A 26,334-nucleotide genomic window follows, 5' to 3' on the forward strand; every position below is an offset into this window, starting at 1 on the left:
TACCGCTCATGCGGTCAACTCGCCTGCGCCACCGTCGGATTCGGGCGGAGTCAGCCCGAACAGTTCGGGATCGCCGTCCAATTCACCTTCCCCGGATAGCCGGGTCCCACCGTCGTCGGCGATCGGCTTACCCTCGGCATCCGATTGCCGCGCGGGCGCACGGGTCGGCCCGTCCTGCTCCCGCACGGCGGCGGCGAGGGCGCGTTCGAGCCAGGTCATCTCGCCCGAGGTCGGTGCGCCACGCACATCGGTGAGGAAGCTCTGCGCGATCTCGGTATCGCGACGGCCGTGCACCCGCTCGCGGTAGTGCAGTTCCGGATTGCCTTCCGGGCGTACCCATTCCACATGCACCGCGTGCGGGAAACGCTCGCGCAGGCGGCGCAACGCGTCGACCGGGCGGGCGTGGTCGGTGAGCGTCGCGGAGACGTAATCCGCCTCGGCGGCCGCGTATTCCGGCGCTTCGAGCAACTCTTCCAGCGTGCCGCTGATCTGGCTGAGCCCGCGCACCACGGGCAGTTCGTGCCGCGTCACCGCCGACAACCCGTCGGCATCGAGGTCGATCACCCACACCGCCTTGCGATGCGAGCGCTCACCGAACGAGTACGGCAGCGGAGAACCGGAGTACCGCACCGACTCGGACAGGATCTGCGGGGAATGCAGATGGCCGAGCGCCACATAGTCGATGCCCTCGAACGCCCCGAGCGGCACCGTCTCCACCCCGCCCACCGAAATGGAGCGCTCGGAACCGGTCGCCTCACCGCCCACCACGAAGGCGTGCGCGAGCACCACCGAGCGGATTCCGGTGCGCTCGGCGAGATCGCCCCGGATCAATCCCATGGCGGCATCCAGAATCTCGGCGTGCGAACGCGCCTGCGGCACGCCCAGTTCCGCGCGCGTGATTTCCGGCTCCAGGTATGGGATTCCGTAGAAAGCCACCTCTCCGTGCAAATCGGACACCATTACCGGCCGCGCCACTTCGGCTATGCCGCAACGCAGATGCAATCCGCCCGCCGCCGCGAAAGTCCCGAGCGCCCCCAGCCGCGTCGGTGAATCGTGATTGCCCGACGTCGCCACAATGACCGCGCCCGCCGCGCGAATCGCCTCGAATCCCCGATTGCACACCGCGATGGCGTCCGCGCTCGGAATGGACCGGTCGTACACATCCCCCGGCAACACCACCACATCCACCCGCTCCGCCGTCACCAACTCGGCAATGGCGCGCAGCGCGCACTCCTGATCGCCCAGCAGATCGACACCGTGAAAGGTGCGGCCGATATGCCAGTCGGAGGTGTGCAGGATTCGCATGCCGCCGACGGTAGGCGATCACCCCGACAGAATCACCGATACCCTCGCGAGCCGCCCGGAACTCGCCGGTGTTATCGCGCGCCGGGCGATATGCGCTTCGGACATATCCGGCGAGTTCTCCGGACTCGCGAAATCCGTTGTCGCGGCTTGTAGCTGCGAATTCCGGATGCGGTGCCGCTCGGAGGTTGCCGGCCTTCGCGACTTTGTCGGTGGGATGGGGCAAACTCGCGTGCCATGACCGCATCGATGCTGTTCGCGTTGTTGTTGGTGTTCATCGCGGGGCTTGCCGTCGGCTGGCTCGGGCATTCCGCGCGGGCGGGGCAGCGGGCGGCCGTGGCGGAGGCGCGGCTGGGTGCCATGCGCGATAACGAGCGGTTGTTGCATCAGTCACTGGGGGCCGCGAGTGAGGATGCGGCGCGGCGGCATTCGCATGCGGTGGGGGCGATGATGGAACCGCTGCGGGAAGCGGTGGGGACGCTCAATCGGCATATCCAGGAAGTCGAGCACAATCGCATCAACGCGTATTCCGGTCTGCGCGAACAGGTCGCGGGAATGCAGCGCACCTCGCATCAACTCTCCACGCAGACCTCGCAATTGGTGGCGGCACTGCGCGCGCCGCAGGTGCGCGGGCGGTGGGGTGAGATCCAGCTGGAGCGGGTGGTCGAACTCGCGGGCATGACCCGGCATTGCGATTTCGACACCCAGGTCACCCGGCGCGCGGGCAGCACGGGCAGCACCGAGGGCGTGGTGCGGCCGGACATGGTGGTGCGGCTCGCGGGTGGCCGGCACATCGTGGTGGACGCCAAGGTCCCGTGCACCGCCTATCTCGAAGCCGCCGCCACCGAGGATCCGCGCGAGCGCGACAACCAACTGGCCCGGCATGCCAAACATCTACGCAATCACGTCGATCAGCTGGCGGCCAAGGAGTACTGGGCGGCCTTCGACCCCTCCCCCGAATTCGTGATCCTCTTCGTACCGGGCGATCCGTTCCTCGATGCCGCGCTGGGCGCTGATCCCGGTCTGCTCGAATACGCCTTCGGCCGCAATGTCGTGCTGTCCACGCCCACCACGCTCATGGCGCTGCTGCGCACGGTGGCTCTGGGCTGGCGGCAGGAGGCCATGTCCCAGGACATGGCGGTGATCCAGCAGTTGGGCCGGGAACTGTATGCCCGGCTCGGCACCACCGGCCGTCATCTGGATCGGCTCGGGGCGCAATTGGGCAAGGCGGTGGATTCGTTCAATTTCACCGTGGCGTCCATGGAGACACGCGTGATGGTGACTGCTCGCAAACTTCATGATCTGGAGATTTCGGACACCCCGGTGGAGGAAATTCAGCGGGTGGAAACCTGGCCGAGGGCGGTGGGTTTCGCCGAAAAGGACTAATACGCTTGACGCGCTCGAGTATCTCCGCATGATGTCGCCTACCTCGCGGAACCGTCACATGCTTTAGTGTGCTTGACGTGGCAGTTACCCAGCGCGAGCGAGCAGAGGTGCCCCCGTCGCACCGTTCGATCCTGCCGACGGTCCCCGGCGTCCCCGCCGGCGCCGCGGTGCTCACTGCCGTGACCTGCACCTTCATCGGATTCCTGATCGACACCATGGGTGGCGATGAGCTGACGGGCACCTTCGCCTCGCTGTATGTGATCGGCTGCGTACTGGCCGCGCTCATCGTGCGATACCGCGGACTCTTCACCACGATGGTGGTGCCGCCGCTACTGCTCTTCCTAGCCGTCCCGCTGGCGTATCAGCAGATGCTCGGCAACTCGGCGGGCGGATTCAAGGTCAAGGAAATCCTGCTGAATCTGGCCATCCCGCTGGTGAATCGGTTCCCCACCATGGCGCTGGCCACCGTGCTGGTGCTGATCATCGGTGCGATCCGGGTGGCCATGCACCGTCGCGAGCAGCAGGGCGATTCGGGTGGCGCGTCATTCAAGCCGCGCGCCCGCACCGCCCGCCCGGCCGGAGCCGCCCGCGCCCAGCGCGCCGGAGCGACCGATACCAAGGAACCCGCCAGACGACGCTTCCGGTCCGGCGCTGACGAGCAGGACGGCGACGCCGCCGAGTCGACCGCGGCCACCCGCCGTCCCGCCGGACGGGTGGCGTCCCGCCCGCCGCGAGTCGGCGCGGACCGCCAGCCCGCCTCCGGTCAGGCCGCCGGTCGGCAGTCGGCCGCGCGCCAGTCCGGCAACGATCGCAAGCGCACCCCGCCCGCCGATCGCAAGCCGAACCCGGACCGCAAACCCACCGGCGACCGCAAGCCCCCGGGCGAGCGGCGCGCCAATCCGGCCGACCGCGCCGAACGCGCGAACCCCGCCGACCGTGCCAACCCGGCCGGAACCGAAGGCCGCCGCCGCCGTGCCCAGACCCCGGAGATGCCGCCGCACCCGCGCCCCAATGTGCGCTACCGCGAACGCGATTCGGGCCGCATCGAACGCTGAGCCGATCGAATTCACGAATACGAAAAATCCCCGCACGCCGCGAGTGATCGCGCGGGCGGGGATTTGCTTTTCGTGGCGAATCAGCTGCGCGCGGTACGCAATTCGCGCGGCAGCGAGAAGACCAGGGTTTCGTTGGCGGTGGTGACCGGCTGCACCTCGCCGTAGCCGTAGGTGGCGAGCATGTCCAGCACACCCTCGACCAGAATCTCCGGCACCGACGCGCCCGAGGTGAGGCCGACCGTGCGCACGCCCTCGAACCAGGACGGATCGATCTCGCGGGCGTAGTCGACCAGATACGAGGCGCGAGCGCCCGCGGTCAGCGCGACCTCGACCAGCCGCACCGAATTGGAGGAGTTGCGCGAGCCGACCACGATCACCAGATCGCAGGCCGGAGCCATGGCCTTCACCGCGGTCTGGCGGTTCGAGGTGGCGTAGCAGATGTCATCGCTCGGCGGATCCTGCAGATTCGGGAACTTGGCCCGCAGCCGGTGCACGGTCTCCATGGTCTCGTCGACCGAGAGCGTGGTCTGCGAGAGCCAGATCACCTTGTTCTCATCGCGCACGGTGATCTTGTCGACCGCGTCCGGGCCGTCCACCAGTTGCACGTGATCGGGCGCTTCACCCGCGGTGCCCTCGACCTCCTCATGCCCTTCGTGCCCGATGAGCAGAATGTCGAAGTCGTCCCGCGCGAACCGCTTGGCCTCCTGGTGCACCTTGGTGACCAGCGGGCAGGTGGCGTCGATGGTGTGCAGGTTCCGCTCGGCGGCGGATTCGTGCACCGCCGGGGACACCCCGTGCGCCGAGAACACCACCAGCGCGCCCTCGGGCACCTCATCGGTCTCGTCGACGAAGATCACACCCCGATCCCGCAGCGTCTCCACCACATGCCGGTTGTGCACGATCTCCTTGCGCACATAGATAGGCGCACCATGCTTTTCGAGCGCCTTCTCCACCGTAACCACCGCGCGGTCGACACCCGCGCAGTAACCACGAGGTTCGGCGAGCAGCACCCGTTTCGGCGCGTCGGCATCCACACCGGCGGACCGCACGATTCCGACATTCAAAGGGATAGCCGAGGACATGCGTCCCAGCCTACTGGGCGCCTATGGCCGCCGCTCCCCGGCTATTACCGGCAACACATTCGCCTCCCCGTCGCCGCACCCCCGGCGTGATGAAGCGAAGCAGAATTGGCTCACAATCACATTCCGTGTCATCTCACCTTTGCATCACACGGCGTTTCGGGCAGGCTAGGACCATGTTCCGACCTCCGTTCCTAGCCCGGGTCGCCGCCGGGGCTGCTGTCTACGCCTTAGAGGAAACTCGCCGGCTACCGACCAGTGCAATCAATTTCCCGATCACCGCGATCAGTCAGATGTTGCAGACGACCATGCATCTGCAGCAGTTCGTGACCAGCCTCGCTCTCAAGGGTGACGCCGTATTCGACCGTTTGGTCAACCAGCCGGAAGAACAGCCGGCGTGGGCCACGTTCGATGAGGACGAGGCATTCGAGCAAACCCCCAGCGCCGCGCCGGAATCGGCACGCAAGAGCAGTTTCGATCTGTTCGAGCCGGTGGATTCGGTCGAGGAGGAGCCGGTCGCGGCGGCCTCCGAACCGATTCTCTCCATCGTCGAACCGGTCGAGATCGCGCCGGAACCGGTTGCGGCCCAGCCCGAACCGGAAATCGCCGATACCGCCGCGGTGGTGGCCGAGCCGGTCGCCGCCGAGCCGGAGACCGTCGAAACCGCCGCTCCCGCAACGGCTTCCAAGGCGTCCACCAATGGCCACAACGGCAGTGCCGCGGTGACCGAGCCCGAGGTGGCCACCCGCTACGACTACACCAATATGACCCTGGCTCAGCTGCGTGCCCGGCTGCGCATGCTCACCGTCGAGGATCTGGCCGCGCTGCTCGATTACGAACAGCACACCCGCGACCGCGCCCCGTTCGTCACCATGCTGACGAATCGGATCGCGACCGTTCAGGCCAAGTGACACGGTTCCCTTAGCGCCGACTGCCCGGGCCGGGTACGCCCGGACGGTCGGCGCTCTGTCATTTCCGGCGCAAGCCTCGCTTCGCCGCACGGATTCCATCGCACGAACGGACTTTCGGCGGGTGTGAGCACCGTACGTCGGTGCCTACTGCCAGAATCGGTGCGGTGACCCCCGACCAACCTGCCCAGGCGGCGCAACCGGCAGCACCGGCCCCTCCGCCGAAGCCGTCCAGTACCGCCGACAATCCGATGCCGGTGCGCACCATCGCCGTCAAGGTGGCGCAGTGGATCGACCGGCTGGGCGCGGTCTGGGTCGAGGGCCAGATCACCCAGATCAATCTGCGGCCCGGCACCCGCACGGCATTCCTGGTGCTGCGCGATACCGCCGCCGATATGTCGCTCTCGGTCACCTGCGATCCGGATCTGCTGCGCAAATCCCCGGTGCCGCTGCAGGAGGGCAGCCGGGTGGTGGTCTACGGCAAGCTGTCGTTCTTCACCGCACGCGGCACGGTGTCCTTGCGCGTCACCGAGATTCGCCCCGTCGGCATCGGCGAACTGCTCGCCCGCATCGAACGGCTCAAGGCGCTGCTGGCGGCCGAGGGACTCTTCGATCCCCGGCTGAAGCGGCCGATTCCGTTCCTGCCCAATAAGATCGGGCTCATCACCGGTCGCGCCAGCGCCGCCGAACACGATGTGGTGACGGTGGCGACGCAGCGCTGGCCCGCCGTGCGCTTCGATATTCGCAATACCGCCGTACAGGGCGCGACCGCCGTCCCGCAGATGCTGGAGGCGCTCGCCGCGCTGGACGCCGATCCGGAGATCGATGTGATCGTACTGGCGCGCGGTGGCGGCAGTGTCGAGGATCTGCTGCCGTTCTCGGATGAAACGCTGTGCCGCGCAATAGTTTCCGCGACCACGCCGATCGTCAGCGCAATCGGCCACGAGCCGGACAACCCGCTCAGCGACTATGTCGCGGATCTGCGCGCGGCCACCCCCACCGATGCCGCCAAGCGCATCGTCCCCGACGCCGCCGCCGAGGCCGCGCTGCTGCGTGAACTACAGGCCCGCGCCGCCGCCGCGCTGCGCGGCTGGGTCGATCGCGAATCCCGTGCGCTGCAACAGCTTCGCTCGCGCCCGGTGCTCGCCGAACCGCTGCGACTACTCGATCAGCGGCATGACGAGGTGGAGCGGTTCCGCACCGCCACCCGCCGTGCCATCAACCAGAGCCTGAGCACCGAATCCACCGCCACCCGGCATCTGCGGGAGAAGCTCTCGGCGCTCGGCCCCGCCGCCACGCTCGCGCGCGGGTACGCGGTGGTGCAGAAGGTGCTCGGCAAGGAACGCGAAGTGGTGCGGTCCATCGAGGACGCGCCCGCGGGCAGTCAGCTCCGCATCCGAGTGGCGGACGGCGCGCTGACCGCCGCCGCCCTCGGCTCCCAATCCCTCGGCCCGCGAAAGGAATCCACCGAAAAATGACGGACACCGACCTCACCGAGATCGCCGGTTTCGGCTATGAACGCGCCCGTGACGAACTCGTCAACGTGGTGAAGATGCTCGAACAGGGCGGCCTGGATCTGGATGATTCGCTCACGCTGTGGGAGCGCGGCGAGGCCCTCGCCAATCGCTGCGAGGAACACCTCGCCGGAGCGCGCAAGCGCGTGGAAGACGCACTGGCGCACCGGTCCCAGGAGAGCTGAGCCGCCTACTTCGGCAGCGGCTGGGCGCTGGTGACCGCGGTGGCCAAGGTGGTGAAGGCTCCGTTGTTGCCCGCGCCCTTGATCAGTACGCGGGTGTCGCCGTAGTCGGCGATCCAGGCGGGTTCGGTGCCGGGTTCGGCGTAGACGACCCATTTGCGATCGCCGATCTGCTGTACGCCGGTGGCGTATCGGGTGCCCGCGACCTTGCGCGCCAAGGCTTCCTCGGTGGCATTGGACTGCGTCACCTGCATATAGCTGCCCTGCGGGGTGATGTAGCCGACCGTGCTGGAGACGCCGGGTTCCCGGTTGCCGGAGTTGGCCTTCCAGTCCGCGGGCAGCACGGGTTCGCGAATGCCGAACGGGAGCTGCTTCGCGTCATCGGTGAATGCGCTGTGCGCGTCGAAGTTCGGGATGTTCCCCGCCTTCGGGCCGCCCGCGGTGAAGCTGCACTGACTGGCGATGCCCGCGATGGCCAGGCAGATCAGGACCAGGGGAAAGAGGGACCAGAACAGGTCTTTCCAGTCGTTCAGGATCCGCGGCTTGGTGTTCGGCACGCCCCCAGTATCCACGGGAGGGGAATGCGACCCACCTCACAGGGCCGCTGCGGCGACCCTTGCACCCGCGCGCCGTCAAGCGGCGCATCCGTAAAGGTCCAGGACCGGTGCGGAAGTGAAACGTCAGTACTTGGTTGGGCCGCGAAAGCGCAATGCGACAATTTACCCAGCAGTTGACAACCAAGGAGGCACCGTAATGACGGCACCCACGCCCGCACCCAGCCGCCGCGAGGCCCCGGACCGCAATCTCGCATTGGAGTTGGTCCGGGTCACCGAGGCCGGCGCAATGGCCGCGGGACGCTGGGTCGGACGCGGTGACAAGGAGGGCGGCGACGGCGCGGCCGTCGACGCCATGCGCCAGCTGGTGTCGACCGTTTCGATGCGCGGCATCGTGGTCATCGGCGAGGGCGAGAAGGACGAAGCGCCCATGCTGTACAACGGCGAACTCGTCGGCAACGGTGAGGGCGCGGAACTCGACTTCGCGGTCGACCCGATCGACGGCACCACGCTGATGTCCAAGGGCTCGCCCGGCGCCATCTCCGTGCTCGCGGTCGCCGAGCGCGGCGCGATGTTCGATCCGTCGGCCGTGTTCTACATGGAGAAGATCGCCGTCGGCCCGGACGCCGCCGATGTCATCGACCTATCGGCCCCAATCGCGGAGAACCTGCGCCGCGTGGCCAAGGCCAAGAACTCCTCGGTCTCGGACCTCACGGTCTGCATCCTGGATCGCCCCCGGCACGCCAAGCATATGAGCGAGGTTCGTGAGGCCGGTGCGCGCATCCGCCTCATCTCCGACGGTGACGTCGCGGGCGCGATCGCCTGTGCCCGTCCCGAATCCGGCGTCGACCTGCTGATCGGCATCGGCGGCACCCCCGAGGGCATCATCGCCGCGGCGGCCATGCGCTGTATGGGCGGTGCGCTGCAGGCCAAGCTGGCCCCGACCGATGACGCCGAGCGCCAGAAGGCCATCGACGCGGGCCACGATCTCGATCGCGTGCTCACCACCGAGGACCTGGTCTCCGGTGAGGACATCTTCTTCAGCGCCACCGGCGTCACCGACGGTGATCTGCTGCGCGGCGTGCGCTACTACGGCGGCGGCGCGTACACCCAGTCCATCGTCATGCGCGCCAAGTCCGGCACCGTGCGCATGGTGGACGCCTACCACCGTCTGACCAAGCTGCGCGAATACGCCTCGGTCGATTTCGTCGGCGACGAGGATGCCACTCCCCCGATGTTCTGAACATCGAATCCGGCACCGGGGCAACGCCTTCGGTGACCGGAGCCGGATCATGACGGCCGCCGTGCGATGGATGCGCGGCGGCCGTCGCCGTATCCGGCGGCGGATCCCGCCGTATTCCGGGTCCGCGTGTGCTGATTGCCTCAGGCGTGGCACCCCCACGCACCCCCGTCCCGGCCTAGGGTCGAATCCATGACCGACGACACCCAGTACCGCATCGAACATGACACGATGGGCGAAGTCCGCGTCCCAGTACAGGCGTTGTGGCGCGCGCAAACCCAGCGTGCGGTGGAGAACTTCCCCATCAGCGGCCGCGGCCTGGAGTGTGCGCAGATCCGCGCGCTCGGCCTGCTGAAAGCCGCCTGCGCCACCGTGAACCGGGACCTGGGCCTGCTCGATCCGATCAAGGCCGACGCGATCGTGGCCGCCGCCACCGAAATCGCCGACGGCAAACATGACGATCAATTCCCCATCGACGTCTTCCAGACCGGTTCGGGCACCAGCTCGAATATGAACGCCAACGAGGTGATCGCGAGCATCGCCGCGCGCGAGGGCGTCACCGTGCACCCCAACGACGATGTGAACATGTCGCAGTCGTCGAACGACACCTTCCCCACCGCAACGCATGTCGCGGCGACCGAGGCCGTGGTGAAGGATCTCGTTCCGGCGCTGGATCATCTGCGGCTGGCACTGCTGGACAAGTCGGTGGAGTGGCGCGATGTGGTGAAGTCCGGTCGCACGCATCTCATGGACGCGGTGCCGATCACCCTGGGTCAGGAGTTCAGCGGATACACCCGGCAGGTGAGCGCGGGGATCGAGCGCCTGCTGACCACGCTGCCCCGGCTGGGCGAGCTGGCCATCGGCGGCACCGCGGTCGGCACCGGGTTGAACGCGCCCGATGGCTTCGGCGCGAAAGTCGTTGTGGAACTGAAGAAGTCGACGGATCTGGACGCGCTGTCCGAGGCCCGCAATCACTTCGAGGCGCAGGCCGCGCGCGACGGTCTGGTGGAGCTGTCCGGCGCGCTGCGCACCGTCGCCATCAGCCTCACCAAGATCGCCAATGATGTGCGCTGGATGGGTTCCGGCCCGCTCACCGGCCTCGCCGAGATTCAGCTGCCGGATTTGCAGCCCGGTTCGTCGATCATGCCCGGCAAGGTGAATCCGGTTCTCCCGGAAGCGGTTACCCAGGTCGCCGCGCAGGTCATCGGCAATGACGCGGCCATCGCCTGGGGCGGCGGCAATGGCGCGTTCGAGCTGAACGTGTACATCCCGGTGATGGCGCGCAATGTGCTGGAGTCGATTCGACTGCTGGCCAATGTTTCTCGCCTGTTCGCCGATAAGTGCATCGTCGGCCTGGTCGCGAACGAGGAGCGGCTGCGCCGCCTCGCGGAGTCCTCCCCCTCCATCGTGACACCGCTGAATTCGGCCATCGGCTACGAGGAAGCCGCCGCCGTGGCGAAGGAAGCGGTCAAGGCGCACAAGACGATTCGCCAGACCGTCATCGATCGCGGTCTGATCGGCGACAACCTGTCCGAGGCGGAACTCGATCGCCGTCTCGATGTGCTGTCCATGGCCAAGGTCGAGGACAAGAAGGACTGACGCTCGTCCGCGGCAAGGAAAACGGACCCGGTGGCGATCGCCACCGGGTCCGTTCATTTGTCACCCGGGCCGTAACTCACCGCCCCGCAAGGATTTCCGGGTAGTTCTTCAGCTCGATATCGTTCTTGGACTTCTCGGTGGACTTCATCATCATGTCGAAGGCCCACGAGGTCAGGAACCAATTGCGCACGCGCAGGCCGAGCGCGGTCTTGGGGGCCAGGAACGGTCCGGCGTTCGCGCCGCCCGCCAGCTTGCTGTAGCGCTTCATCATCTCCTGATAGCGCGGGAAGGCGACGGTGTGATCGCCGTCGGCGGCCGCCAATTCACCGGCCAGCACGTATGCGCCGACCACCGCGAGCCCGGTGCCGAAGCCGGCCATGGTGTTGCCGTAACCGGCGTCGCCGAGCAGTGCGACGCGGCCCTTGACGAAATCCTTCATGGTCACCTTGGCGATGGAGTCCAGGAAGAAGCCCTTCAGACCCGGCAGTTCGGCGAGCATCTTGGGCACCTCCCAGCCGAGCCCGGCGAACTTCTCGGCGAGGATGCGGCGCTGGGCATCGAGATCATCGCGGTCGAAATCCAGCTTGGGCGAAGCGAACAGGTACATCTGCCCGGCCTTGGAACTGCCCAGCGATGCGAGTCGGCCGGGGGTGTTCAGGGCATAGGAGACGGCCCGCTCACGGGGCGCGTCCGGATGCGCTTCCCAGTTCGAGGCCCCCGCGATCGAGTAGTAGTGGCCCTGATGCTTGACGAACTTCTCCTCCGGGCCGAAGGCCAGTTTGCGCACCCGGGAGTGGATGCCGTCCGCGCCGATGACCAGGTCGAAGGTGCGGGCGGGGGCATTGGCGAATTCGACGTGCACGCCGTCGGCGGTGTCCGCCAGGGCGGTAATGGTGTCGTCGAAGAGGTATTCGCACTGGCCTGCGGTGCGCTCGTACATGACCTCGGACAGATCGCCGCGCAGGATCTCGATATCGCCGCCGGTGAAATCGCCTGAGATGAGCGCTTTTTGGTTGCCCGCCTCGTCGACGATGACCATATCGGTCTTACCGGTCTGGCGAGCCTTGACGTCCTCCAGGATGCCCATGCGCTCGAGCACGGTCATATGGGTGTGACCGGTGAAGTCGACGGCCTGGCCGCCCTGCCGCAGAGCCGGGGCCTTCTCCACGACGGTGACCGTGAAGCCGTAGCGATCGAGCCAGTAGGCCAGGGCCGGGCCCGCGATGGAAGCGCCCGAGATGAGAACGGTGGTCTTACGCATGATGTCTATCCTTCGTTAATTGCGTCCGTCGGCCGCTGTTGTTAATTAGCGTATGCTGGACGCAGAAGAACGTCAAGCGACAGTTTTCGGAAGGATGGCGACGATGCCGGCACCGACCTCGTTCGAACTGCTCTGGGGCGCACCCGCGAAACCCAAACGCGGACCGAAACCCTCGCTCACGCTGGAGCGGATCGTCACCGAGGCCATCGCACTCGCCGATACCGAGGGACTCGCGAACCTGTCCATGCAGCGCCTGGCCGAGCGCATCGGCTGCGCGAAGATGGCGCTCTACCGGTACGTGCCGGGCAAAACCGAACTCATCGCGCTCATGATCGACGCCGCCCTCGGCGCACCGCCGGAACCGATTGCGGCCCCGGCGAATTCGGCCGAACCGTGGCGCGACTACCTGCGGCTGTGGACCGAATCCATCGCCGAGCGCTACGACACGCACCCGTGGGCGCTGGAACTGACACCCGGCATCCGGCCCATGGGGCCGAACGAAATGGGCTGGCTCGAAAGCAGTCTCACCGCACTCGACGGCAGCGGTCTCGACGCCGCCGAACGCTTCGACGCCACCGTGCTGTTGATCGGCCACGCCCGCGCCCTGATCCAACAGGTCGGCGGCGGCAACGGTGACGCGGATATGGAAGCGCAACTCGTCAAGGAGATGGGCGCGGTCCTGATGGAGCACGGCGAACGCTTCCCGCACGTGGCCGAGGCGCTCGCCGAACAGGCGGCGCGCCCGGACGAGGACTCCGGCCGGAACAACGCCCTGAGCTTCGGCATCGACCGGATCCTCGACGGGCTCGGCGTGCTGATCGACAGCAGGAAGTAGTCATCGCGCGGTGTGGATCCCGGCCAAAAGCATGCCGGGATGACGGAGCCGGGTGATGACGAAGGGGTGCGAAGTTGGGGGCGGTGGGCCGAAGTTCTATGGCCGCGCGGGACTTCGGCTTAGGCTCGAGTTATGTCGGAGATACCTGAGTTGCAGCAGGATGCGGTCACCACGGTGCGGGAGTTCTTCGCCGCGATGGAGATGAAGGCCGTCACCGAGGCCCTCGAACTGGCCGATCCCGGCATCGTCTGGAAGAACACCTCGCTACCGGATGTGCGCGGGATCGACCGGGTGCGGTGGGTGCTGGACAAGCTCGCCAACCCGCGCTACGGATTCCGCGTGGATATGCATCACATCGCCGCGGACGAGGATGGCGTGGTGCTCACCGAGCGCACCGATTATCTGCGCTTCGGACCGGTGGAGATCGCGTTCTGGGTGTGCGGCACCTTCGAACTGAGCGATGGCCGAATCACGCTGTGGCACGACCACTTCAGCTGGGAGAACTTCCTGCGCGGCACCGTGGCCGGACTGTTCCGGGCCGCGCTCTCCCGCTGAGGTTCCGCACCGAAACGCAAAACCGGCTGCCCCGAATCGGGACAGCCGGCGTATCCACGACGGTGTGGAATCAGGGTCGCAGGTGATCCAGTTCGGCGCGGGCCTTCTCACCGGCTTCGCTGAAGTCGGTGCGGGTGAAGATCTTCCACTGTTCGAGCAGCGGGCCGAAGACCAGCGCGGGCTCGTTCGCGCTGTCGTAGATGCCCGCCTCGGCGAGCACCTCGTCACTGGTCTTGCCGTCGGCGAGCTTGACCACGGGCACGTGGAAGTCGGCGACGCGGTCGGCGATGGCGCGCACGGCCTGATCCGGAACCACGTCGAGGGCGGCCGCGACGATGTTCGCGAAGAACACCGCCTGCAGTTCGTCATCGGCGGCCAGGCGCTCGGCGATGGACGCGACGATCGGATTGTCCGCGGTGGCGGCGGTATTGCGATGCCGCACGGCCGCAGCCAGCTCTTCGAACGCGCAGGTGGCCAGCACATCGATCAGGTGCATGGCGGGACGGCGGAAGCTCTCGGTCATATGCGCCATGCGCAGGCGCTCGAGTCCGATCGGATCGACCGCGCGGGTCACCATGAGGTAGTTGCGGATCAGGATCTCGTGCCGGTTCTCCTCGGCGGTCCAGCGGCCGACCCAGCGCCACCAGGCGCCGGTCCGCAGGTACATGCCGATCTCCCGGTGATAGGAGGGCAGATTGTCGGCAACCAGCACGCTCACCGTGAGGGCGAGCTTGGAGACCTCGCTGAGCTCGGATTGCCCGGGCTCCCAATCGGTTCCGCCGAGGAACTCGAAATTGCGGCCGTCATCCCACGGCACGTAGTCATGGGGCTGCCATTCGGCGGCCGCCGCGATATGGCGGGTGAGGTTCGCCTCCACCTCTGCCGCGAGCCAGTCCAACAGTTCCCGGTCGGCCAATTGCTTCTGCACGGAGACAACCTAGCGGCTGCGGAGCAAACGTGGGGATCTTCGCCTCGCATTCACAATCGCTATCGCCGTCCCGTTGGTATCCGCACAGGAAAACAACGGGTCAGCGCGGTCCGGGGCGGGGAAGGCTCCGGACCGCGCCGTCCACTATCGGCTGGGAACGCTCACTTCTCGGTGACGGTGGTCTTGTTGTCGACCCAGGTGATGGTGCCGCCGGTGAACTCGCTCTGCTTACCGCCGGTGATATCGGTCTCGTCGGAGGTGGGGTAGCCGAGTTTGCCGCTCGGGCCGCCGTTCTCCTCCCACGCCTTGCGAATCTCGCCCCACACCACGTGGATTCCGGTGGCCGGGCTGGAGACGATCGCGCCGCCCGCGAATTCCTGCATCTTGCCGCCGCCGGGGCCCTCCTGCTGTGCGCCGGTGGGCAGGCCGAGCGGGCCTGTCACGCCGCCCATTTCGTTGTACTTGGCCAAGAAGTCACCGGCGACGGTGACCTCCGCGCCATCGCGGGTGGCGATCTTGGTTTCGGTGGCGTGCTCGGTGGTGGTCTCGGCCATGACCGTGGTACTGGTGGTCGCCGTATCGGATTTCGAATCCTTGTTGTCCTTATCGCAGCCCGCGGTGAAGGCGGTGATGACTGCGAGGGCCGCGATGAAACCGGCCGAACGTCGAGCGAAGGTGTGCATTGCATCCTCTCGATAACCCGGGCCAGCCACTCGGCAATCTTTCGGCGAATACACACTTCTCACCGAATCGACCGACGAGCAGGTATTTGACCGGAATATACCCTGCGGATTATGAGATGAAACACACGCCATGAATTTGCCCGACCGAGTCGACGAATCGACTCGGCCGGGCAAGGGTTTTCACGGGTTTCGAGCAGACCGGCAACGCTTACGCGTTGGGGCCGAACTCCTCCAGCATCTCGGTGACCAGCGCCGCGATCGGCGAACGCTCACTGCGGGTCAGGGTGATGTGCGCGAAGAGCGGATGCCCCTTGAGCTTCTCGATCACCGCGGCGACACCGTCGTGTCGCCCGACTCGCAGATTGTCGCGCTGGGCCACATCGTGCGTGAGTACCACCCGCGATCCACTGCCCAATCGGCTCAGCACCGTGAGCAGCACATTGCGTTCGAGGGACTGCGCCTCGTCCACGATCACGAAGGAATCGTGCAGCGACCGCCCGCGAATGTGGGTGAGCGGCAACACCTCCAGCATGCCGCGCGCCTGCACCTCCTCCATCACCTCCGGGCTGGCGAGCCCGTCCAGGGTGTCGAAGACGGCCTGCGCCCACGGCCCCATCTTCTCGCTCTCGGAGCCGGGCAGATAGCCCAGATCCTGGCCGCCGACCGCGTACAGCGGACGGAAGACCACCACCTTGCGATGGGTGCGGCGCTCCAGCACCGCTTCCAGGCCCGCCGTCAGCGCGAGCGCGGACTTGCCGGTTCCGGCGCGGCCGCCCATCGACACGATGCCGATGCTCTCGTCCAGCAGCAGATCCAGGGCGATGCGCTGTTCGGCGGAACGGCCGTGCAGGCCGAACGCCTCCCGGTCACCGCGCACCAGCTGCACCCGCTTATCCGGCGAGACGCGGGCCAGTGCGCTGCCCCGGGCGCTCAGTAGCCGAATACCGGTGTGGCACGGCATATCCCGGGCCTCATCCAGATCGATCACCGAATCGCTGTAGAGCTTGTCGACGATTTCGGAGCCCACCTCCATCTCCACCATGCCGGTCCAGCCGGAGGTGACGACATCCTGTGCGTGATATTCCTCGGCCCGCAGGCCGACCGCGCTCGCCTTGACGCGCATCGGAATGTCCTTGGATACCAGTACGACTCGCTGACCCTCGGCCGCGAAGTTGAGCGCGCAGGCGAGAATCCTGGAATCGTTGCTGTCGGTGCGGAATCCGACGGGCAGCACATTCGGATCGGTGTGGTTCAACTCCACCTGGAGTGTCCCGCCACCGGTTCCGACCGGTATCCGCTGATCAAGCCGACCGTGGGCCAGACGAAGATCGTCCAGCATCCGAAGTGCCTCGCGGGCAAACCAGCCCAGTTCGTGGTGGTGACGTTTTGCCTCGAGTTCACTGATGACCACGAGCGGCAGCACCACGTGATGCTCGCCGAAGCGTGTCAGTGCCCAAGGGTCGGAGAGCAGTACCGACGTATCCACGACGAAGGTTTTCAGTCCTGATTCGGACGACTGCGAGGCGCGAACTCCCGGACCTGTGGTGCGCGTGCCCCGGTTGGAGGCGGCGCTCGGTGTGGGAGCGTTGACGGAGCGTGCATCAGTCACGGTGGGCTCCTTTGCCACTCGCGCGGCACCGCGCAAGCGTTCTCGCTGGGCCGGTCGGGCTCTAGGGTCGTACGACCCGAGGGCCGGGTGCCGGCCCCCTCGCACTGAGTTGCTCAGTCACGATCAGGACCTCCCGTACGAACCACACCTACGCGGCCCGCACAACCGACGCTACATTCGAAATCGCGATCCGGCTTCCCGACTGGCAGGCACATTGGTGAAGAACTCGTTAACGCGCTCCCCCTCTGGGCGTTTCGTCCAATTCATCGAGCAGGATCGGGACGTGACTGTGCTCAGGCACTTTCACCGCCGTCACCAGCGTCAACGGTTCCGCGGCGGCCTCGCGGCGCAAACGCGCCAAAGCGGCCTGCGCCGGGTCCGCGGCGAGTTCAACTCGATACCGTGTCTCGAATTCGGCGCGTCGCGTGTCCGGATCGTCGTGATACCACTTCCGGAGTTCGTTCGAGGGCGTCACCTCCTTCACCCATTCGTCGATCGCCGCCGCCTGTTTGCTGACCCCGCGCGGCCACAGTCGATCCACCAGCACCCGGCGGCCGTCATCGGCCGCGGGCGCGTCGTACACACGCTTGACCCGGTACCTCGGTTGCTGTGCCATCGGTCCATTACAGTCGAGGTCATGGCCGATACACAGGAACTCGAGGCGCTCTCCACCAAGGATTTGCACGACCGGGCCGTGAAGCTGGCGGTTCGCCACGGTGATGTGAAGTTCCTCTGGGAGCTGCTCAAGTCCATCCCCGCCGCCGAGGCCGCCGCGGGCGATCTGGGCGAGAGCGAGGCCGACATCAAGTACGTGCTGCCCATGCTGGACGACTACGTGCACGCGGGCGAAGGCGAGATCGGCGAGGTGCTGCGCCCGATGTACATCGACTACCTGACCAAACGCTCCTAGTCGATAGCTGTGCGGTACCGCCGGAACCGGTACCGCGATGGTGTTCGCGGGCAATCCCTTTCGGCTCTAGAATCCGGACATGACCGCTGAGACCACCCCGGAGCTGGTCGTCTATCGACGCCCGGGCTGCCCCTTCTGCGCTCGCCTGCGCCGGGTGCTCAATCGCAACGGGATCGTCTACAGCGAGATCGATATCTGGGACGATCCGGAGGCCGCGGCATTCGTCCGCAAGGTCGCCGACGGCAATGAGACGGTGCCGACGGTGAAGCTGACAATCGGTGCGCAGGAGCGCTATTGGGTCAATCCGCGACCGCAGTGGCTGCTCACGGTGATCAACACCGACGCCCCCGCGTTGACCGGCGGGCCGAAGAGCTACTGGCCGATCCGCCGCGACGACCTCCCTCGCCCGCGCCCGCCCCAGGCCAACTGACCCTCCGCAAAGCAGAAGGCCCGCAGCGATTTCGATCGCTGCGGGCCCTATTGCCTATGGCTGGGACTCAGCCGAGCAGACGCCAGTCCTCCAGGCCCTCGTAGAGGGGGAACTGCTGGGCCAGCGTGGAAACGCGCTGACGCAGCGAATCCAGATCGGCGGAGCCGGTGAGGGCGGCCGCGATGATCTCGGCGACCTCGGTGAACTCGGTATCGCCGAAGCCGCGGGTGGCCAGCGCCGGGGTGCCGATGCGCAGACCCGAGGTGACCATCGGCGGGCGCGGGTCGAACGGAACGGCGTTGCGGTTCACGGTGATTCCGATTTCGTGCAGCAGATCCTCGCCCTGCTGACCGTCCAGCTGCGAGTTGCGCAGGTCCACCAGGACCAGGTGCACATCGGTACCGCCGGTGAGCACGTTGATGCCCTTGGCGGTGCAGTCGGCGGCGGTCAGGCGCTCGGCCAGGATCTTCGCACCGGACAGGGTGCGCTCCTGGCGCTCCTTGAACTCGGGGGTGCCGGCGATCTTGAACGACACGGCCTTGGCGGCGATGGCGTGCATGAGCGGACCACCCTGCTGACCCGGGAACACCGCCGAGTTCAGCTTCTTGGCGAATTCCTGCTTGGCCAGGATCAGACCGGAGCGGGGACCGCCCAGGGTCTTGTGCACGGTGGAGGACACCACATCGGCGTGCGGCACCGGCGACGGGTGCAGCCCGGCCGCGACCAGACCGGCGAAGTGCGCCATATCGACCCACAGGTACGCGCCGACCTCATCGGCGATCTCGCGGAAGGCCGCGAAATCCAGGTGCCGCGGGTACGCGGACCAACCGGCGACGATCACCTTGGGGCGGGTGTCGCGGGCGATCTTGCGCACCTCGTCCATATCGACGCGGTGGTCTTCCTTGCTGACGCCGTAGGCGTGCACCTCGTACAGCTTGCCCGAGAAGTTCAGGCGCATACCGTGCGTGAGGTGACCGCCGTGCGCGAGATCCAGGCCGAGCAGCTTCTCGCCCGGGTTCATCAGCGCCATCAGCACCGCGGCATTGGCCTGCGCACCCGAATGCGGTTGCACGTTGGCGTAATCCGCGCCGAACAGCTCGGTCACGCGGGCGCGGGCGAGATCCTCGACGATGTCGACGTTCTCGCAGCCGCCGTAGTAGCGGCGGCCCGGGTAGCCCTCGGCGTACTTGTTGGTGAGCACGCTGCCCTGCGCCTGCAGCACCGCGCGCGGCACGAAGTTCTCCGAGGCGATCATCTCGAGGGTGTCGCGCTGGCGGGCGAGCTCGCCGCCCATCGCGGCAGCGACCTCGGGATCGAGCTCAGCGAGGGACTGGGAATTGACAGAGGAGGTCGTCTGCGTCACGGGGCCGAGTGTATTGGCCACGCCCGGAGTGTCGGCCAGGGGGTTCTGTGTGTCTTGATGCTGATTCATCGCAACCTCCGTGCTCGGAGGATTCTCGGGGGTGCCGAAAGTCCTCACGCCCAGCACCCAGGCGCGCGGTGCGGGACTTCGGTGCTTCCCGGTGGTTACATCCACCTCAGAGTGCGCCAGTCGCGGTGGTGTCAGCTTATCTTGCAGCCGACCATGCTTCGGACTCGCACTTCGCGATGCTCACATTCGGCGGATCGCGCCCGGGGTGAGGGGTTCGTCGAGGAGGCGGCGGAAACGCTCCGAGCGATCGGATGAATCGGGGGCCTGATCGAGCCAGCCGCCGAGCAGGCGGTAGCCCTCCACATAGGTGGAGATGTAGGCGCGCCACAGGGGTGAGGACAGGAAGCGCAGGGATTGGCGGGCGCGCTCGGGTGTGACCAGACTCCAGCGCTGCAGGAATTCCGCGACCTCGTCCTCGCCGCGATGCCGGTCGTGCAGCAGTAGCGCGGCATCCTGGCGCACGCCCAGCAGTTTCGCCGAGGCGGTCGAAATGCGTTCCGCGCGTTCACCATCGAAGCGCAGCCCGAGATCGGCGTAGATCTCCTGCGCCCAGCGGCCCCAGCCCGGGCCGACGATGGACTTCAGCGCCAGATCGGCCAGGCCCTCGGCCATCAGGCACTGCGGGGTGTTGACCACGAACAGGGTCTGCTCATCCTGACCCGCGCCCACCAGTCCGGCTTCCTTACGGCAGTGCTCGGTGTGATGACCCGGATACGACTCGTGCGCGATCAGATGCGGCAGCTGCGACAGATGCTGTTTCAGGTCGGAGTTGATGGCCACCCGGGACTGATAGTTGCCCAGGTAGTAATTGAAGCCGGACCACGGCTTATCACCCACCACTTCGTATTCCACGCGTTCGTGATCGGGCAGCGGATAGCGTTCGCGCACCAGCTCGCGCAGCGCGCTGGAGAACGCGTCCACGCATTCGCGCAGCCGTTCGGGCGGAATCTCATCGCCGCGGCGGTGCGCGGTGATGCGGTCGAACAGCGATCCCTCACCCGGCAGCACCTCGTCTAGTTGCCGATGTGCGTCGCGATAGTCGTCCTCGTCACCGGGTGCGATATCGACGTCGAAATACGCGCGCACCTCATCGATGAAGGAGATGTCATCGCCCGCGAATTTGCGCGCGGAGCATTCCAGCGCGCGCAGGTGCGCGTCCAGGAATTCGGTGCGCTCGGGCGCGAGGCCCGCATCCGGCAGATCTTTCAGCAGCGCGGCGGCTTTGTGCGCGAGTGCGCGCGGCTCCGGCTTCGGCGCGTTCTCGCTCTCCCTGCGCAGTGCCGGATCACCCGTGTAGGCGTCGACGAAACCCTCCTCCAGCCGGTCGAAAGCCAGACCGAGACGCAGGTATTCGGTGACCAGTGGATGCGCTGCCATAACAGGCGACTGTATTGGATCGCACGGCTTCCGGTGACGTGGACGCCGACGCGGCTATGGCATATGTCACGCCGGTTACTGGTGAGTAGCAACACCTGGTGTTCACCGCCCTGTTGGACCCGAGCACAATTCGGCTATGCGTGGAGTGGTTACCGGTTCGCCGGACTCGGCGGCGGGACGAACTCCGCGAGACTGTTGTCGCCCGACCCTGGGACGTGGATAAATGGCACGGATGAGCGAGCCGAGTCCCTACGTGGAATTCGACCGGAAGCAGTGGCGCACACTGCGCAAGTCGACTCCCCTGGTGCTCACCGAGGAAGAACTGACCGGCCTGCGCGGCCTGGGCGAGCAGATCGACCTCGAGGAAGTGGCCGAGGTCTACCTGCCGCTGGCGCGGCTCATCCACCTACAGGTCGCCGCCAAGCAGCGATTGTTCGCCGCCACCGCGACCTTCCTCGGCGAAAGTCATCCGGACCGCCAGGTGCCGTACGTGATCGGCGTGGCCGGATCGGTCGCGGTCGGTAAATCGACCACCGCGCGTGTACTCCAGGCGCTGCTGGCCCGCTGGGATCACCATCCCCGGGTGGATCTGGTCACCACCGACGGATTCCTCTATCCGACAGCCGAACTCACCCGGCGCGGCATCATGCACCGCAAGGGTTTCCCGGAGTCCTACGACCGGCGCAAGCTGCTGCGCTTCGTCACCGAGGTGAAATCCGGTGCGCCCGAGGTGTGCGCGCCGGTGTACTCGCATATCGCCTACGACATCGTGCCCGGTGAGTACCACTGCGTACGCCAGCCCGACATCCTCATCGTCGAGGGCCTCAATGTGCTGCAAACCGGTCCGCGACTGATGGTGTCGGATCTGTTCGACTTCTCCGTCTACGTCGACGCCCGCATCGAGGACATCGAGAAGTGGTACGTGCAGCGCTTCCTGTCACTGCGCAAGACCGCCTTCACCGATCCGAACTCCGCGTTCCACCACTACGCGAATTTCAATGATCAGGAAGCCACCAACCAGGCGAAAGAGATCTGGCACAACACCAATCGGCCGAACCTGGTGGAGAACATCCTGCCGACCCGGCCGCGCGCGACGCTGGTGCTGCGCAAGGATTCCGATCACACCATCAACCGGCTGCGGCTCCGCAAGCTCTGAACCTCATAGTCGCCAGGCCGCGTCCAGGCGCGCCGCCACATCGATATCGGTGGCGGCCTGGATATTCGGCTTGCAGATCTCCTCGGCGATATAGCGCGCCACGAAGCGGCGGATCTCATGATCGACGCTGGCCAGAATGCGCAGCAGCTCACCGCGGCGGGACGCGCTGGCCACATTGATGCGCACATTGCTGGGCTGCGGTTCGGCGATTTCGATGAGCACCCGCAGCGGTTCGGCGGTGCGCACGGTGAGATGCAGGTGAATGGTGCCGTCCACGTGGAACGGATAGCGGTCCACCGCCAGGTCGATGAGCAGGTCGACATCCAGCGGGATCACCAGATCGTACGAAATATATTCCTGCGGTTCACGATTCAAACGCGGCTGACCCAGGCGCACGGCGGCGGAGAGTTTCGCGATGCGGCCCGGTCCCACCCCGATCGGGCCGAATTCGAAAGCCTCGCCGGTGAGTTTCTCGAATGCCCCCGAAATGCGTTCCGGTGACGCCGCGTATTCCAGGAACCGGCGGCCGAACTCCTCATAACTGAGGTAGGACTCCACATCCGCCGGGCCACTCTGCCCTTGGTTCAGCTCACTCATGCACTCCGACGGTACGGAGCGACAGCCCCGCGAACCACGGAAGCCATTGCACTGCAACACAACCGTTGACTGGTCGTGTCGCAAGTACACCCGTTGTCACACCTGAGACGGAGCAGTCTGGACGCCGAAGCGGCGGTGCCTAGACGCCGAAGCGGCGGTGCCGGGCCGCGAAATCGCGCAGGGCGCGCAGGAAATCCACCCGCCGGAACTCGGGCCAGTATGCCTCGGTGAACCAGATCTCCGAATAGGCGCTCTGCCACAGCAGGAATCCGGAGAGCCGCTGCTCACCGGAGGTGCGAATGACCAGATCCGGATCCGGCTGACCGGAGGTATAGAGGTGCTGGCCGATGGCGTCCACGGTGATGGACTGCACCAGATCCTCGCCGTGCTCCCCCGCGTCGATCTCCTGGCGGACCAGGGAGCGCACCGCATCGGTGATCTCCTGCCTGCCGCCGTAGCCGATGGCCACATTCACGTGCACGCCGTCGCGGCCCTCGGTGCGTTTGGCGGCCTCCCGCAATCGCCCGGCCACATCCTCGGGCAACTGATCGAGCGCGCCGACGATGCGGACGCTCGAATTCTGTTCCGGCGCGGACAATTCGTCGACCACATCGGTGATCACCTCGAAGAGCGTCTCCAGCTCTTCGCGATCGCGGCGCAGATTCTCGGTCGAGAGCAGATAGACGGTGACCATCTCGATGCCGGACTCACCGCACCAGCCGACCAGTTCGGCGATCTTGAGCGCCCCCACCCGATGCCCGTGACTCACATCGGTGAAGCCGTTCTCGCGTGCCCAGCGTCTATTGCCGTCGCACATCACCGCCACATGCCTGGGATGCTGCCGACCGGCCAGTTGCTTGGACAACCTGGCTTCGTAAATGCGATAAGGGAGTCCACGCACCTGACTCGCAAGCTTCACGGAGAGGAACAGTACGCCTTCTCGGCAACGGCCGAAGCGACCGGGACAGTGGTGTGAAACGCGCACATAGCCGGATATGTACCGGCCTGCCCGGACCGCGCGACCCGGGCGGGTGCGGGTTCGCCCGATTCGCCCGACCGGCCGGATCGGGAGGGAGTCATCCGACACTTCCGCGACCGATCGCCGCTAACCTACGGTACCGTAGGTTACTCAGGAGGTAACTTCGTGTCCGACACTGTGCAACCATCCGCCCCGGTGGCGGAGGCTTCCGGCGGCACCGACCAGGAGGCCGGGCTGGTGGACAAGACTCTCGACACCGTCCGGGAGGAGCTCGCGCTGATCAAGCCGCGCCTGCGCGGCTGGATTCACGCCTGGGCCGTTGGCGTGGCCGCCATCGCGGTGATCGTGCTGGTGAGCGTGGCCACGACCGTGTCCGCGACCGCGGTGTGGTCGACGGCCGTCTACGGGCTGACCGTGTGCGGCGTCTTCGGCATCAGCGCCACCTACCACCGGGTGAACTGGCGCACCGCTCGCGCTCGCATGTGGATGAAGCGGGCCGATCATTCGATGATCTTCCTTTTCATCGCGGGCTCGTACACCCCGTTCGCACTGCTCGGAGTGCGCGGCAAGGCCGGAACCATCCTGCTGACCGTCGTCTGGATCGGCGCGCTGGCGGGCGTGGCCCTGAAGATGTTGTGGCCCACCGCTCCCCGCTGGGTCGGGGTGCCGCTGTATCTGCTGCTGGGCTGGGCCATCGTGCCGGTCGCGGGGACGCTTATCTCGAATGTGGGCTGGGCTCCGGTCCTGCTGCTGCTCGCGGGCGGGATCGCGTACAGCGTCGGCGGCATTCTCTATGCCGCGCGCTGGCCGGACCCGTGGCCGGAGGTGTTCGGCCATCACGAGTTCTTCCATGCCGCAACGGTGATCGCCGCGCTCTGCCACTACATCGCGGTCTGGCTGGTGCTGCTTCGCTGAGCGGGACACGAGCGGTTACTCGCGGAGCAATTACTCACAAAGGTGCCATCCAGGACGAAAGATCTCTAAAGTCCTGAGCAATAGCCGGACGACACCCTAGGCATGCCACCGCGATGACACCCACCCGAACACCCGACACGGCCGTCGCCTCGGCGACGCCTTTGGCGACGTGATCAGCAGGGTCATCCTGTGGGCGCTGCGCGCGCGATGGGGATTGTCGGCCGTGGTCATGGCGTGCAATCTCAGCGGCCTCGCGGTGATCACCATCGAATTGTGGCTCAGCGGCTTCTTCGGGCGGCTCGGCTCGGATTGGCTGAGCACCTTCGTGCAGGTGTCCATCTATCCGACCATCGGCGCGGCCATCGGCATCGTGCTCGCGGTGCGTGACCGGACGCACTATTTCGGCTGGCTGGATCAGCGGCGCGCACCGACCGAATCCGAGGCGCGGCGGCTGCTGCAACTGCCCATGGGCATTACGGTGCGGGCGCTGGCCATCTGGATTCCGGGCGTGATCATCGCGGCGGCGCTGTTCGCGCACGCCACCGCACCGCGGAATTTCGCGGTGGTGCTGTCCATGTTCACGCTCGGCGCGCTGGAGTCGGCGGCCATCACCTATCTGATCGTGGACCGGCTGATCCGGCCCACCATTCCGGTGGTCGCGGAGGTGCTGGACGATACCGCGCACTGGAGTTCCACCGTGCTGATGCGGGTGCTGGTCACCTTCGCGGTGGTGGGCGCGGTGCCGCTGCTCATGATGATCACCGTGCTGGCCGATCCGACGCCGGAGTACACCGACCGCATTCGCACCGCCATATACCTTGCGGTGGTGGGGCTTTCGGCCGGATCGGTGGCAACGGCGGCCCTATCGCGCGCTGTCGCCACCCCCATGCACACGCTGCGGGACGCCCTGGATCGCATCGCGCGCGGCGAACTCGATGTGCGGGTGCCGATCGGCAGCACCAGCGAGATCGGGCGGCTCGAACATTCGGTGAACGAGCTCGCCGCGAATCTCGCTGAGCGCGAACGCATGTTGACTGTTTTCGGGCGGCACGTCGGCACCGAGGTCGCCGAACGGGCGCTCTCCGGCACCGGTGACACCACCGGCGTCACCGATCTGAACGGCGACACCCGCGTGGTGACAGCGCTTTTCGTCGATGTCACCGGATCCGTGGCCCTGGCAACCGAACTCGCCCCGCACGATTTCGTCACCAAGCTGAACCGGCTGCTGTCCATCGTGGTGGCCGCGACCGAGGAGAACCACGGCCTGGTGAACAAGTTCGAAGGCGATGCGGCCCTGTGCATCTTCGGCGCACCCATCGCCCTGGACGACAACGCCACCCCCGCGCTGCGGGCGGCCCGCCGCATTCGCGATGAGGTGACCGCCGCCGGAGAACTCGATATCGGCATCGGCGTCGCACGCGGCATGGTCTTCGCCGGCGATGTCGGCGCGGACACCCGCCTGGAATTCACCGTGATCGGCGATGCCGTCAACGAGGCGGCCCGCCTCACCACCGAGGCCAAACAAACCCCCCGCCGCATCCTGGCCAGTCAGGCCGTCATCGACGCCGCCGCCGAGTTCGAGCGCAGCAAGTGGGTGCTGCACGACACCCTCCACCTCCGCGGCCGCAAGGAGCCCACTCCAGGGTGGACCGACGTTCCGGTCCGCACGTCAGGCCACCGCAACGGCACCGTCCCGCGGGTCGAGCCGGAGCAGGTCGCACCCCCGGTCGCGACCGCCGACCTGGCAAACGATCACTAGTCATGCACGGCATTCGCGGCATAGTCGGAGCGCTGCGAGAATCTCGAGATAAACACGCCCGGAACTGTAGGTCCGCGCGTATGGCGGGG

The 26,334-nt window shown here is 66.6% G+C and carries 26 protein-coding genes and 1 riboswitch; of the genes, 14 read left to right on the forward strand and 12 right to left on the reverse strand.

Annotated elements, in window-relative coordinates:
• Nucleotides 1-6: 6 nt before the first annotated feature.
• Nucleotides 7-1,305: an exonuclease SbcCD subunit D gene (locus ACFC4D_RS28210; RefSeq protein WP_376067954.1), complete on the reverse strand. Its 1,299-nt coding sequence runs from the start codon at nt 1,303-1,305 to the stop codon at nt 7-9.
• A gap of 234 nt (nt 1,306-1,539) precedes the next feature.
• On the opposite strand from ACFC4D_RS28210, the gene ACFC4D_RS28215 reads away from it, so the two are divergent.
• A complete protein-coding gene (locus ACFC4D_RS28215; RefSeq protein ID WP_375965442.1) occupies nt 1,540-2,688 on the forward strand; it encodes a DNA recombination protein RmuC in 1,149 nt (382 codons plus the stop codon).
• A 77-nt stretch (nt 2,689-2,765) separates the two neighbouring features.
• Nucleotides 2,766-3,743 carry a DUF6542 domain-containing protein gene (locus ACFC4D_RS28220; protein WP_376067955.1) on the forward strand — a complete coding sequence of 326 codons (978 nt, stop codon included), beginning with the start codon at nt 2,766-2,768 and terminating at the stop codon, nt 3,741-3,743.
• A gap of 80 nt (nt 3,744-3,823) precedes the next feature.
• Here ACFC4D_RS28220 and ACFC4D_RS28225 read toward each other — a convergent pair whose 3' ends face one another.
• Complete coding sequence (locus ACFC4D_RS28225) at nt 3,824-4,825, reverse strand: 4-hydroxy-3-methylbut-2-enyl diphosphate reductase (RefSeq protein WP_375965437.1); 1,002 nt, start codon at nt 4,823-4,825, stop codon at nt 3,824-3,826.
• 173 nt (nt 4,826-4,998) lie between these two features.
• On the opposite strand from ACFC4D_RS28225, the gene ACFC4D_RS28230 reads away from it, so the two are divergent.
• The 3 genes from ACFC4D_RS28230 (at nt 4,999) to ACFC4D_RS28240 (ending at nt 7,429) form a co-directional block, all read left to right on the forward strand.
• Nucleotides 4,999-5,733 (forward strand): lipid droplet-associated protein, encoded by a 735-nt coding sequence (locus ACFC4D_RS28230; protein WP_376067957.1) that lies wholly within the window; start codon nt 4,999-5,001, stop codon nt 5,731-5,733.
• Between the two features lie 248 nt (nt 5,734-5,981).
• Nucleotides 5,982-7,208, forward strand: coding sequence for an exodeoxyribonuclease VII large subunit (xseA, locus tag ACFC4D_RS28235; protein ID WP_375966414.1), 1,227 nt, complete (start codon nt 5,982-5,984; stop codon nt 7,206-7,208).
• A complete protein-coding gene (locus tag ACFC4D_RS28240; RefSeq protein WP_364640203.1) occupies nt 7,205-7,429 on the forward strand; it encodes an exodeoxyribonuclease VII small subunit in 225 nt (74 codons plus the stop codon). Before xseA ends, ACFC4D_RS28240 begins: the two co-directional genes overlap by 4 nt.
• Nucleotides 7,430-7,434: 5 nt before the next feature.
• Here the strand turns inward: ACFC4D_RS28240 and ACFC4D_RS28245 are convergent, their stop codons facing one another.
• Complete coding sequence (locus ACFC4D_RS28245; RefSeq protein WP_364640206.1) at nt 7,435-7,983, reverse strand: DUF4245 domain-containing protein; 549 nt, start codon at nt 7,981-7,983, stop codon at nt 7,435-7,437.
• Between the two features lie 196 nt (nt 7,984-8,179).
• Between ACFC4D_RS28245 and glpX the strand changes: the two genes are divergently transcribed.
• Both glpX and ACFC4D_RS28255 read left to right on the forward strand, forming a co-directional pair.
• Nucleotides 8,180-9,223: a class II fructose-bisphosphatase gene (gene glpX / locus ACFC4D_RS28250; protein WP_364640208.1), complete on the forward strand. Its 1,044-nt coding sequence runs from the start codon at nt 8,180-8,182 to the stop codon at nt 9,221-9,223.
• Nucleotides 9,224-9,412: 189 nt separating this feature from the next.
• Nucleotides 9,413-10,819, forward strand: a complete 1,407-nt coding sequence (locus tag ACFC4D_RS28255; RefSeq protein ID WP_376067959.1) for a class II fumarate hydratase — start codon at nt 9,413-9,415, stop codon at nt 10,817-10,819.
• Between the two features lie 76 nt (nt 10,820-10,895).
• On the opposite strand, the gene ACFC4D_RS28260 is transcribed toward ACFC4D_RS28255, so the two are convergent.
• Complete coding sequence (locus ACFC4D_RS28260; RefSeq protein WP_376067961.1) at nt 10,896-12,080, reverse strand: FAD-dependent monooxygenase; 1,185 nt, start codon at nt 12,078-12,080, stop codon at nt 10,896-10,898.
• 103 nt (nt 12,081-12,183) lie between these two features.
• Here ACFC4D_RS28260 and ACFC4D_RS28265 point away from each other — a divergent pair, with 103 nt between their 5' ends.
• Complete coding sequence (locus ACFC4D_RS28265; protein ID WP_376067963.1) at nt 12,184-12,915, forward strand: TetR/AcrR family transcriptional regulator; 732 nt, start codon at nt 12,184-12,186, stop codon at nt 12,913-12,915.
• A gap of 132 nt (nt 12,916-13,047) precedes the next feature.
• Entirely contained in the window at nt 13,048-13,470 is a 423-nt protein-coding gene (locus tag ACFC4D_RS28270) for a limonene-1,2-epoxide hydrolase family protein (protein WP_364640220.1), read from the forward strand.
• 70 nt (nt 13,471-13,540) lie between these two features.
• On the opposite strand, the gene ACFC4D_RS28275 is transcribed toward ACFC4D_RS28270, so the two are convergent.
• The 4 genes from ACFC4D_RS28275 to ACFC4D_RS28290 all read right to left on the reverse strand — a co-directional run bounded on the left by ACFC4D_RS28275 (nt 13,541) and on the right by ACFC4D_RS28290 (nt 17,306).
• The gene (locus ACFC4D_RS28275; RefSeq protein ID WP_375965425.1) at nt 13,541-14,398 is read right to left on the reverse strand and encodes an acyl-ACP desaturase; all 858 of its coding nucleotides are present in this window, start codon (nt 14,396-14,398) and stop codon (nt 13,541-13,543) included.
• Between the two features lie 161 nt (nt 14,399-14,559).
• Entirely contained in the window at nt 14,560-15,081 is a 522-nt protein-coding gene (locus ACFC4D_RS28280; RefSeq protein ID WP_375965423.1) for an LGFP repeat-containing protein, read from the reverse strand.
• Between the two features lie 208 nt (nt 15,082-15,289).
• The gene (locus ACFC4D_RS28285) at nt 15,290-16,582 is read right to left on the reverse strand and encodes a PhoH family protein (RefSeq protein ID WP_364640524.1); all 1,293 of its coding nucleotides are present in this window, start codon (nt 16,580-16,582) and stop codon (nt 15,290-15,292) included.
• A gap of 337 nt (nt 16,583-16,919) precedes the next feature.
• Complete coding sequence (locus tag ACFC4D_RS28290) at nt 16,920-17,306, reverse strand: DUF488 domain-containing protein (RefSeq protein WP_375965420.1); 387 nt, start codon at nt 17,304-17,306, stop codon at nt 16,920-16,922.
• Between the two features lie 21 nt (nt 17,307-17,327).
• Between ACFC4D_RS28290 and ACFC4D_RS28295 the strand changes: the two genes are divergently transcribed.
• Nucleotides 17,328-17,600 (forward strand): hypothetical protein, encoded by a 273-nt coding sequence (locus tag ACFC4D_RS28295; RefSeq protein ID WP_364640232.1) that lies wholly within the window; start codon nt 17,328-17,330, stop codon nt 17,598-17,600.
• Nucleotides 17,601-17,679: 79 nt separating this feature from the next.
• Complete coding sequence (locus ACFC4D_RS28300) at nt 17,680-18,030, forward strand: glutaredoxin family protein (RefSeq protein WP_375965417.1); 351 nt, start codon at nt 17,680-17,682, stop codon at nt 18,028-18,030.
• 67 nt (nt 18,031-18,097) lie between these two features.
• Here the strand turns inward: ACFC4D_RS28300 and glyA are convergent, their stop codons facing one another.
• Entirely contained in the window at nt 18,098-19,393 is a 1,296-nt protein-coding gene (glyA, locus tag ACFC4D_RS28305) for a serine hydroxymethyltransferase (protein ID WP_375965415.1), read from the reverse strand.
• Nucleotides 19,394-19,510: 117 nt separating this feature from the next.
• Nucleotides 19,511-19,596: riboswitch (ZMP/ZTP riboswitch) on the reverse strand.
• A gap of 46 nt (nt 19,597-19,642) precedes the next feature.
• Entirely contained in the window at nt 19,643-20,839 is a 1,197-nt protein-coding gene (locus tag ACFC4D_RS28310) for a DUF885 domain-containing protein (RefSeq protein WP_376067965.1), read from the reverse strand.
• Nucleotides 20,840-21,062: 223 nt separating this feature from the next.
• On the opposite strand from ACFC4D_RS28310, the gene coaA reads away from it, so the two are divergent.
• The gene (gene coaA, locus ACFC4D_RS28315) at nt 21,063-21,995 is read left to right on the forward strand and encodes a type I pantothenate kinase (RefSeq protein ID WP_364640244.1); all 933 of its coding nucleotides are present in this window, start codon (nt 21,063-21,065) and stop codon (nt 21,993-21,995) included.
• Nucleotides 21,996-21,998: 3 nt separating this feature from the next.
• Here coaA and ACFC4D_RS28320 read toward each other — a convergent pair whose 3' ends face one another.
• Nucleotides 21,999-22,592 (reverse strand): hypothetical protein, encoded by a 594-nt coding sequence (locus tag ACFC4D_RS28320; protein ID WP_375965410.1) that lies wholly within the window; start codon nt 22,590-22,592, stop codon nt 21,999-22,001.
• A gap of 139 nt (nt 22,593-22,731) precedes the next feature.
• Complete coding sequence (locus ACFC4D_RS28325) at nt 22,732-23,511, reverse strand: isoprenyl transferase (RefSeq protein ID WP_364640250.1); 780 nt, start codon at nt 23,509-23,511, stop codon at nt 22,732-22,734.
• A gap of 294 nt (nt 23,512-23,805) precedes the next feature.
• Here ACFC4D_RS28325 and ACFC4D_RS28330 point away from each other — a divergent pair, with 294 nt between their 5' ends.
• Together ACFC4D_RS28330 and ACFC4D_RS28335 are read left to right on the forward strand one after the other, a co-directional pair.
• On the forward strand, nt 23,806-24,486 hold the full coding sequence (locus tag ACFC4D_RS28330; RefSeq protein WP_376068241.1) for a hemolysin III family protein: 681 nt from the start codon (nt 23,806-23,808) through the stop codon (nt 24,484-24,486).
• 169 nt (nt 24,487-24,655) lie between these two features.
• Complete coding sequence (locus ACFC4D_RS28335; protein WP_364640252.1) at nt 24,656-26,245, forward strand: adenylate/guanylate cyclase domain-containing protein; 1,590 nt, start codon at nt 24,656-24,658, stop codon at nt 26,243-26,245.
• Nucleotides 26,246-26,334 lie beyond the last annotated feature (89 nt).

It is taken from the genome of Nocardia sp. NPDC056000 (genome assembly GCF_042269265.1).
Classification (GTDB): Bacteria; Actinomycetota; Actinomycetes; order Mycobacteriales; family Mycobacteriaceae; genus Nocardia.

What these genes read in the sequence shown, in the direction of transcription:
- ACFC4D_RS28260 (WP_376067961.1), bottom strand. Translation starts at nt 12,080, where the DNA reads ATGCGTAAGACCACCGTTCTCATCTCGGGCGCTTCCATCGCGGGCCCG.
- xseA (WP_375966414.1), top strand. Translation starts at nt 5,982, where the DNA reads ATGCCGGTGCGCACCATCGCCGTCAAGGTGGCGCAGTGGATCGACCGG.
- ACFC4D_RS28265 (WP_376067963.1), top strand. Translation starts at nt 12,184, where the DNA reads ATGCCGGCACCGACCTCGTTCGAACTGCTCTGGGGCGCACCCGCGAAA.
- coaA (WP_364640244.1), top strand. Translation starts at nt 21,063, where the DNA reads ATGGCACGGATGAGCGAGCCGAGTCCCTACGTGGAATTCGACCGGAAG.
- ACFC4D_RS28295 (WP_364640232.1), top strand. Translation starts at nt 17,328, where the DNA reads ATGGCCGATACACAGGAACTCGAGGCGCTCTCCACCAAGGATTTGCAC.
- ACFC4D_RS28320 (WP_375965410.1), bottom strand. Translation starts at nt 22,592, where the DNA reads ATGAGTGAGCTGAACCAAGGGCAGAGTGGCCCGGCGGATGTGGAGTCC.
- ACFC4D_RS28210 (WP_376067954.1), bottom strand. Translation starts at nt 1,305, where the DNA reads ATGCGAATCCTGCACACCTCCGACTGGCATATCGGCCGCACCTTTCAC.
- ACFC4D_RS28240 (WP_364640203.1), top strand. Translation starts at nt 7,205, where the DNA reads ATGACGGACACCGACCTCACCGAGATCGCCGGTTTCGGCTATGAACGC.
- ACFC4D_RS28310 (WP_376067965.1), bottom strand. Translation starts at nt 20,839, where the DNA reads ATGGCAGCGCATCCACTGGTCACCGAATACCTGCGTCTCGGTCTGGCT.
- ACFC4D_RS28300 (WP_375965417.1), top strand. Translation starts at nt 17,680, where the DNA reads ATGACCGCTGAGACCACCCCGGAGCTGGTCGTCTATCGACGCCCGGGC.
- ACFC4D_RS28290 (WP_375965420.1), bottom strand. Translation starts at nt 17,306, where the DNA reads ATGGCACAGCAACCGAGGTACCGGGTCAAGCGTGTGTACGACGCGCCC.
- ACFC4D_RS28230 (WP_376067957.1), top strand. Translation starts at nt 4,999, where the DNA reads ATGTTCCGACCTCCGTTCCTAGCCCGGGTCGCCGCCGGGGCTGCTGTC.
- glpX (WP_364640208.1), top strand. Translation starts at nt 8,180, where the DNA reads ATGACGGCACCCACGCCCGCACCCAGCCGCCGCGAGGCCCCGGACCGC.
- ACFC4D_RS28215 (WP_375965442.1), top strand. Translation starts at nt 1,540, where the DNA reads ATGACCGCATCGATGCTGTTCGCGTTGTTGTTGGTGTTCATCGCGGGG.
- ACFC4D_RS28255 (WP_376067959.1), top strand. Translation starts at nt 9,413, where the DNA reads ATGACCGACGACACCCAGTACCGCATCGAACATGACACGATGGGCGAA.
- ACFC4D_RS28225 (WP_375965437.1), bottom strand. Translation starts at nt 4,825, where the DNA reads ATGTCCTCGGCTATCCCTTTGAATGTCGGAATCGTGCGGTCCGCCGGT.
- ACFC4D_RS28270 (WP_364640220.1), top strand. Translation starts at nt 13,048, where the DNA reads ATGTCGGAGATACCTGAGTTGCAGCAGGATGCGGTCACCACGGTGCGG.
- ACFC4D_RS28280 (WP_375965423.1), bottom strand. Translation starts at nt 15,081, where the DNA reads ATGCACACCTTCGCTCGACGTTCGGCCGGTTTCATCGCGGCCCTCGCA.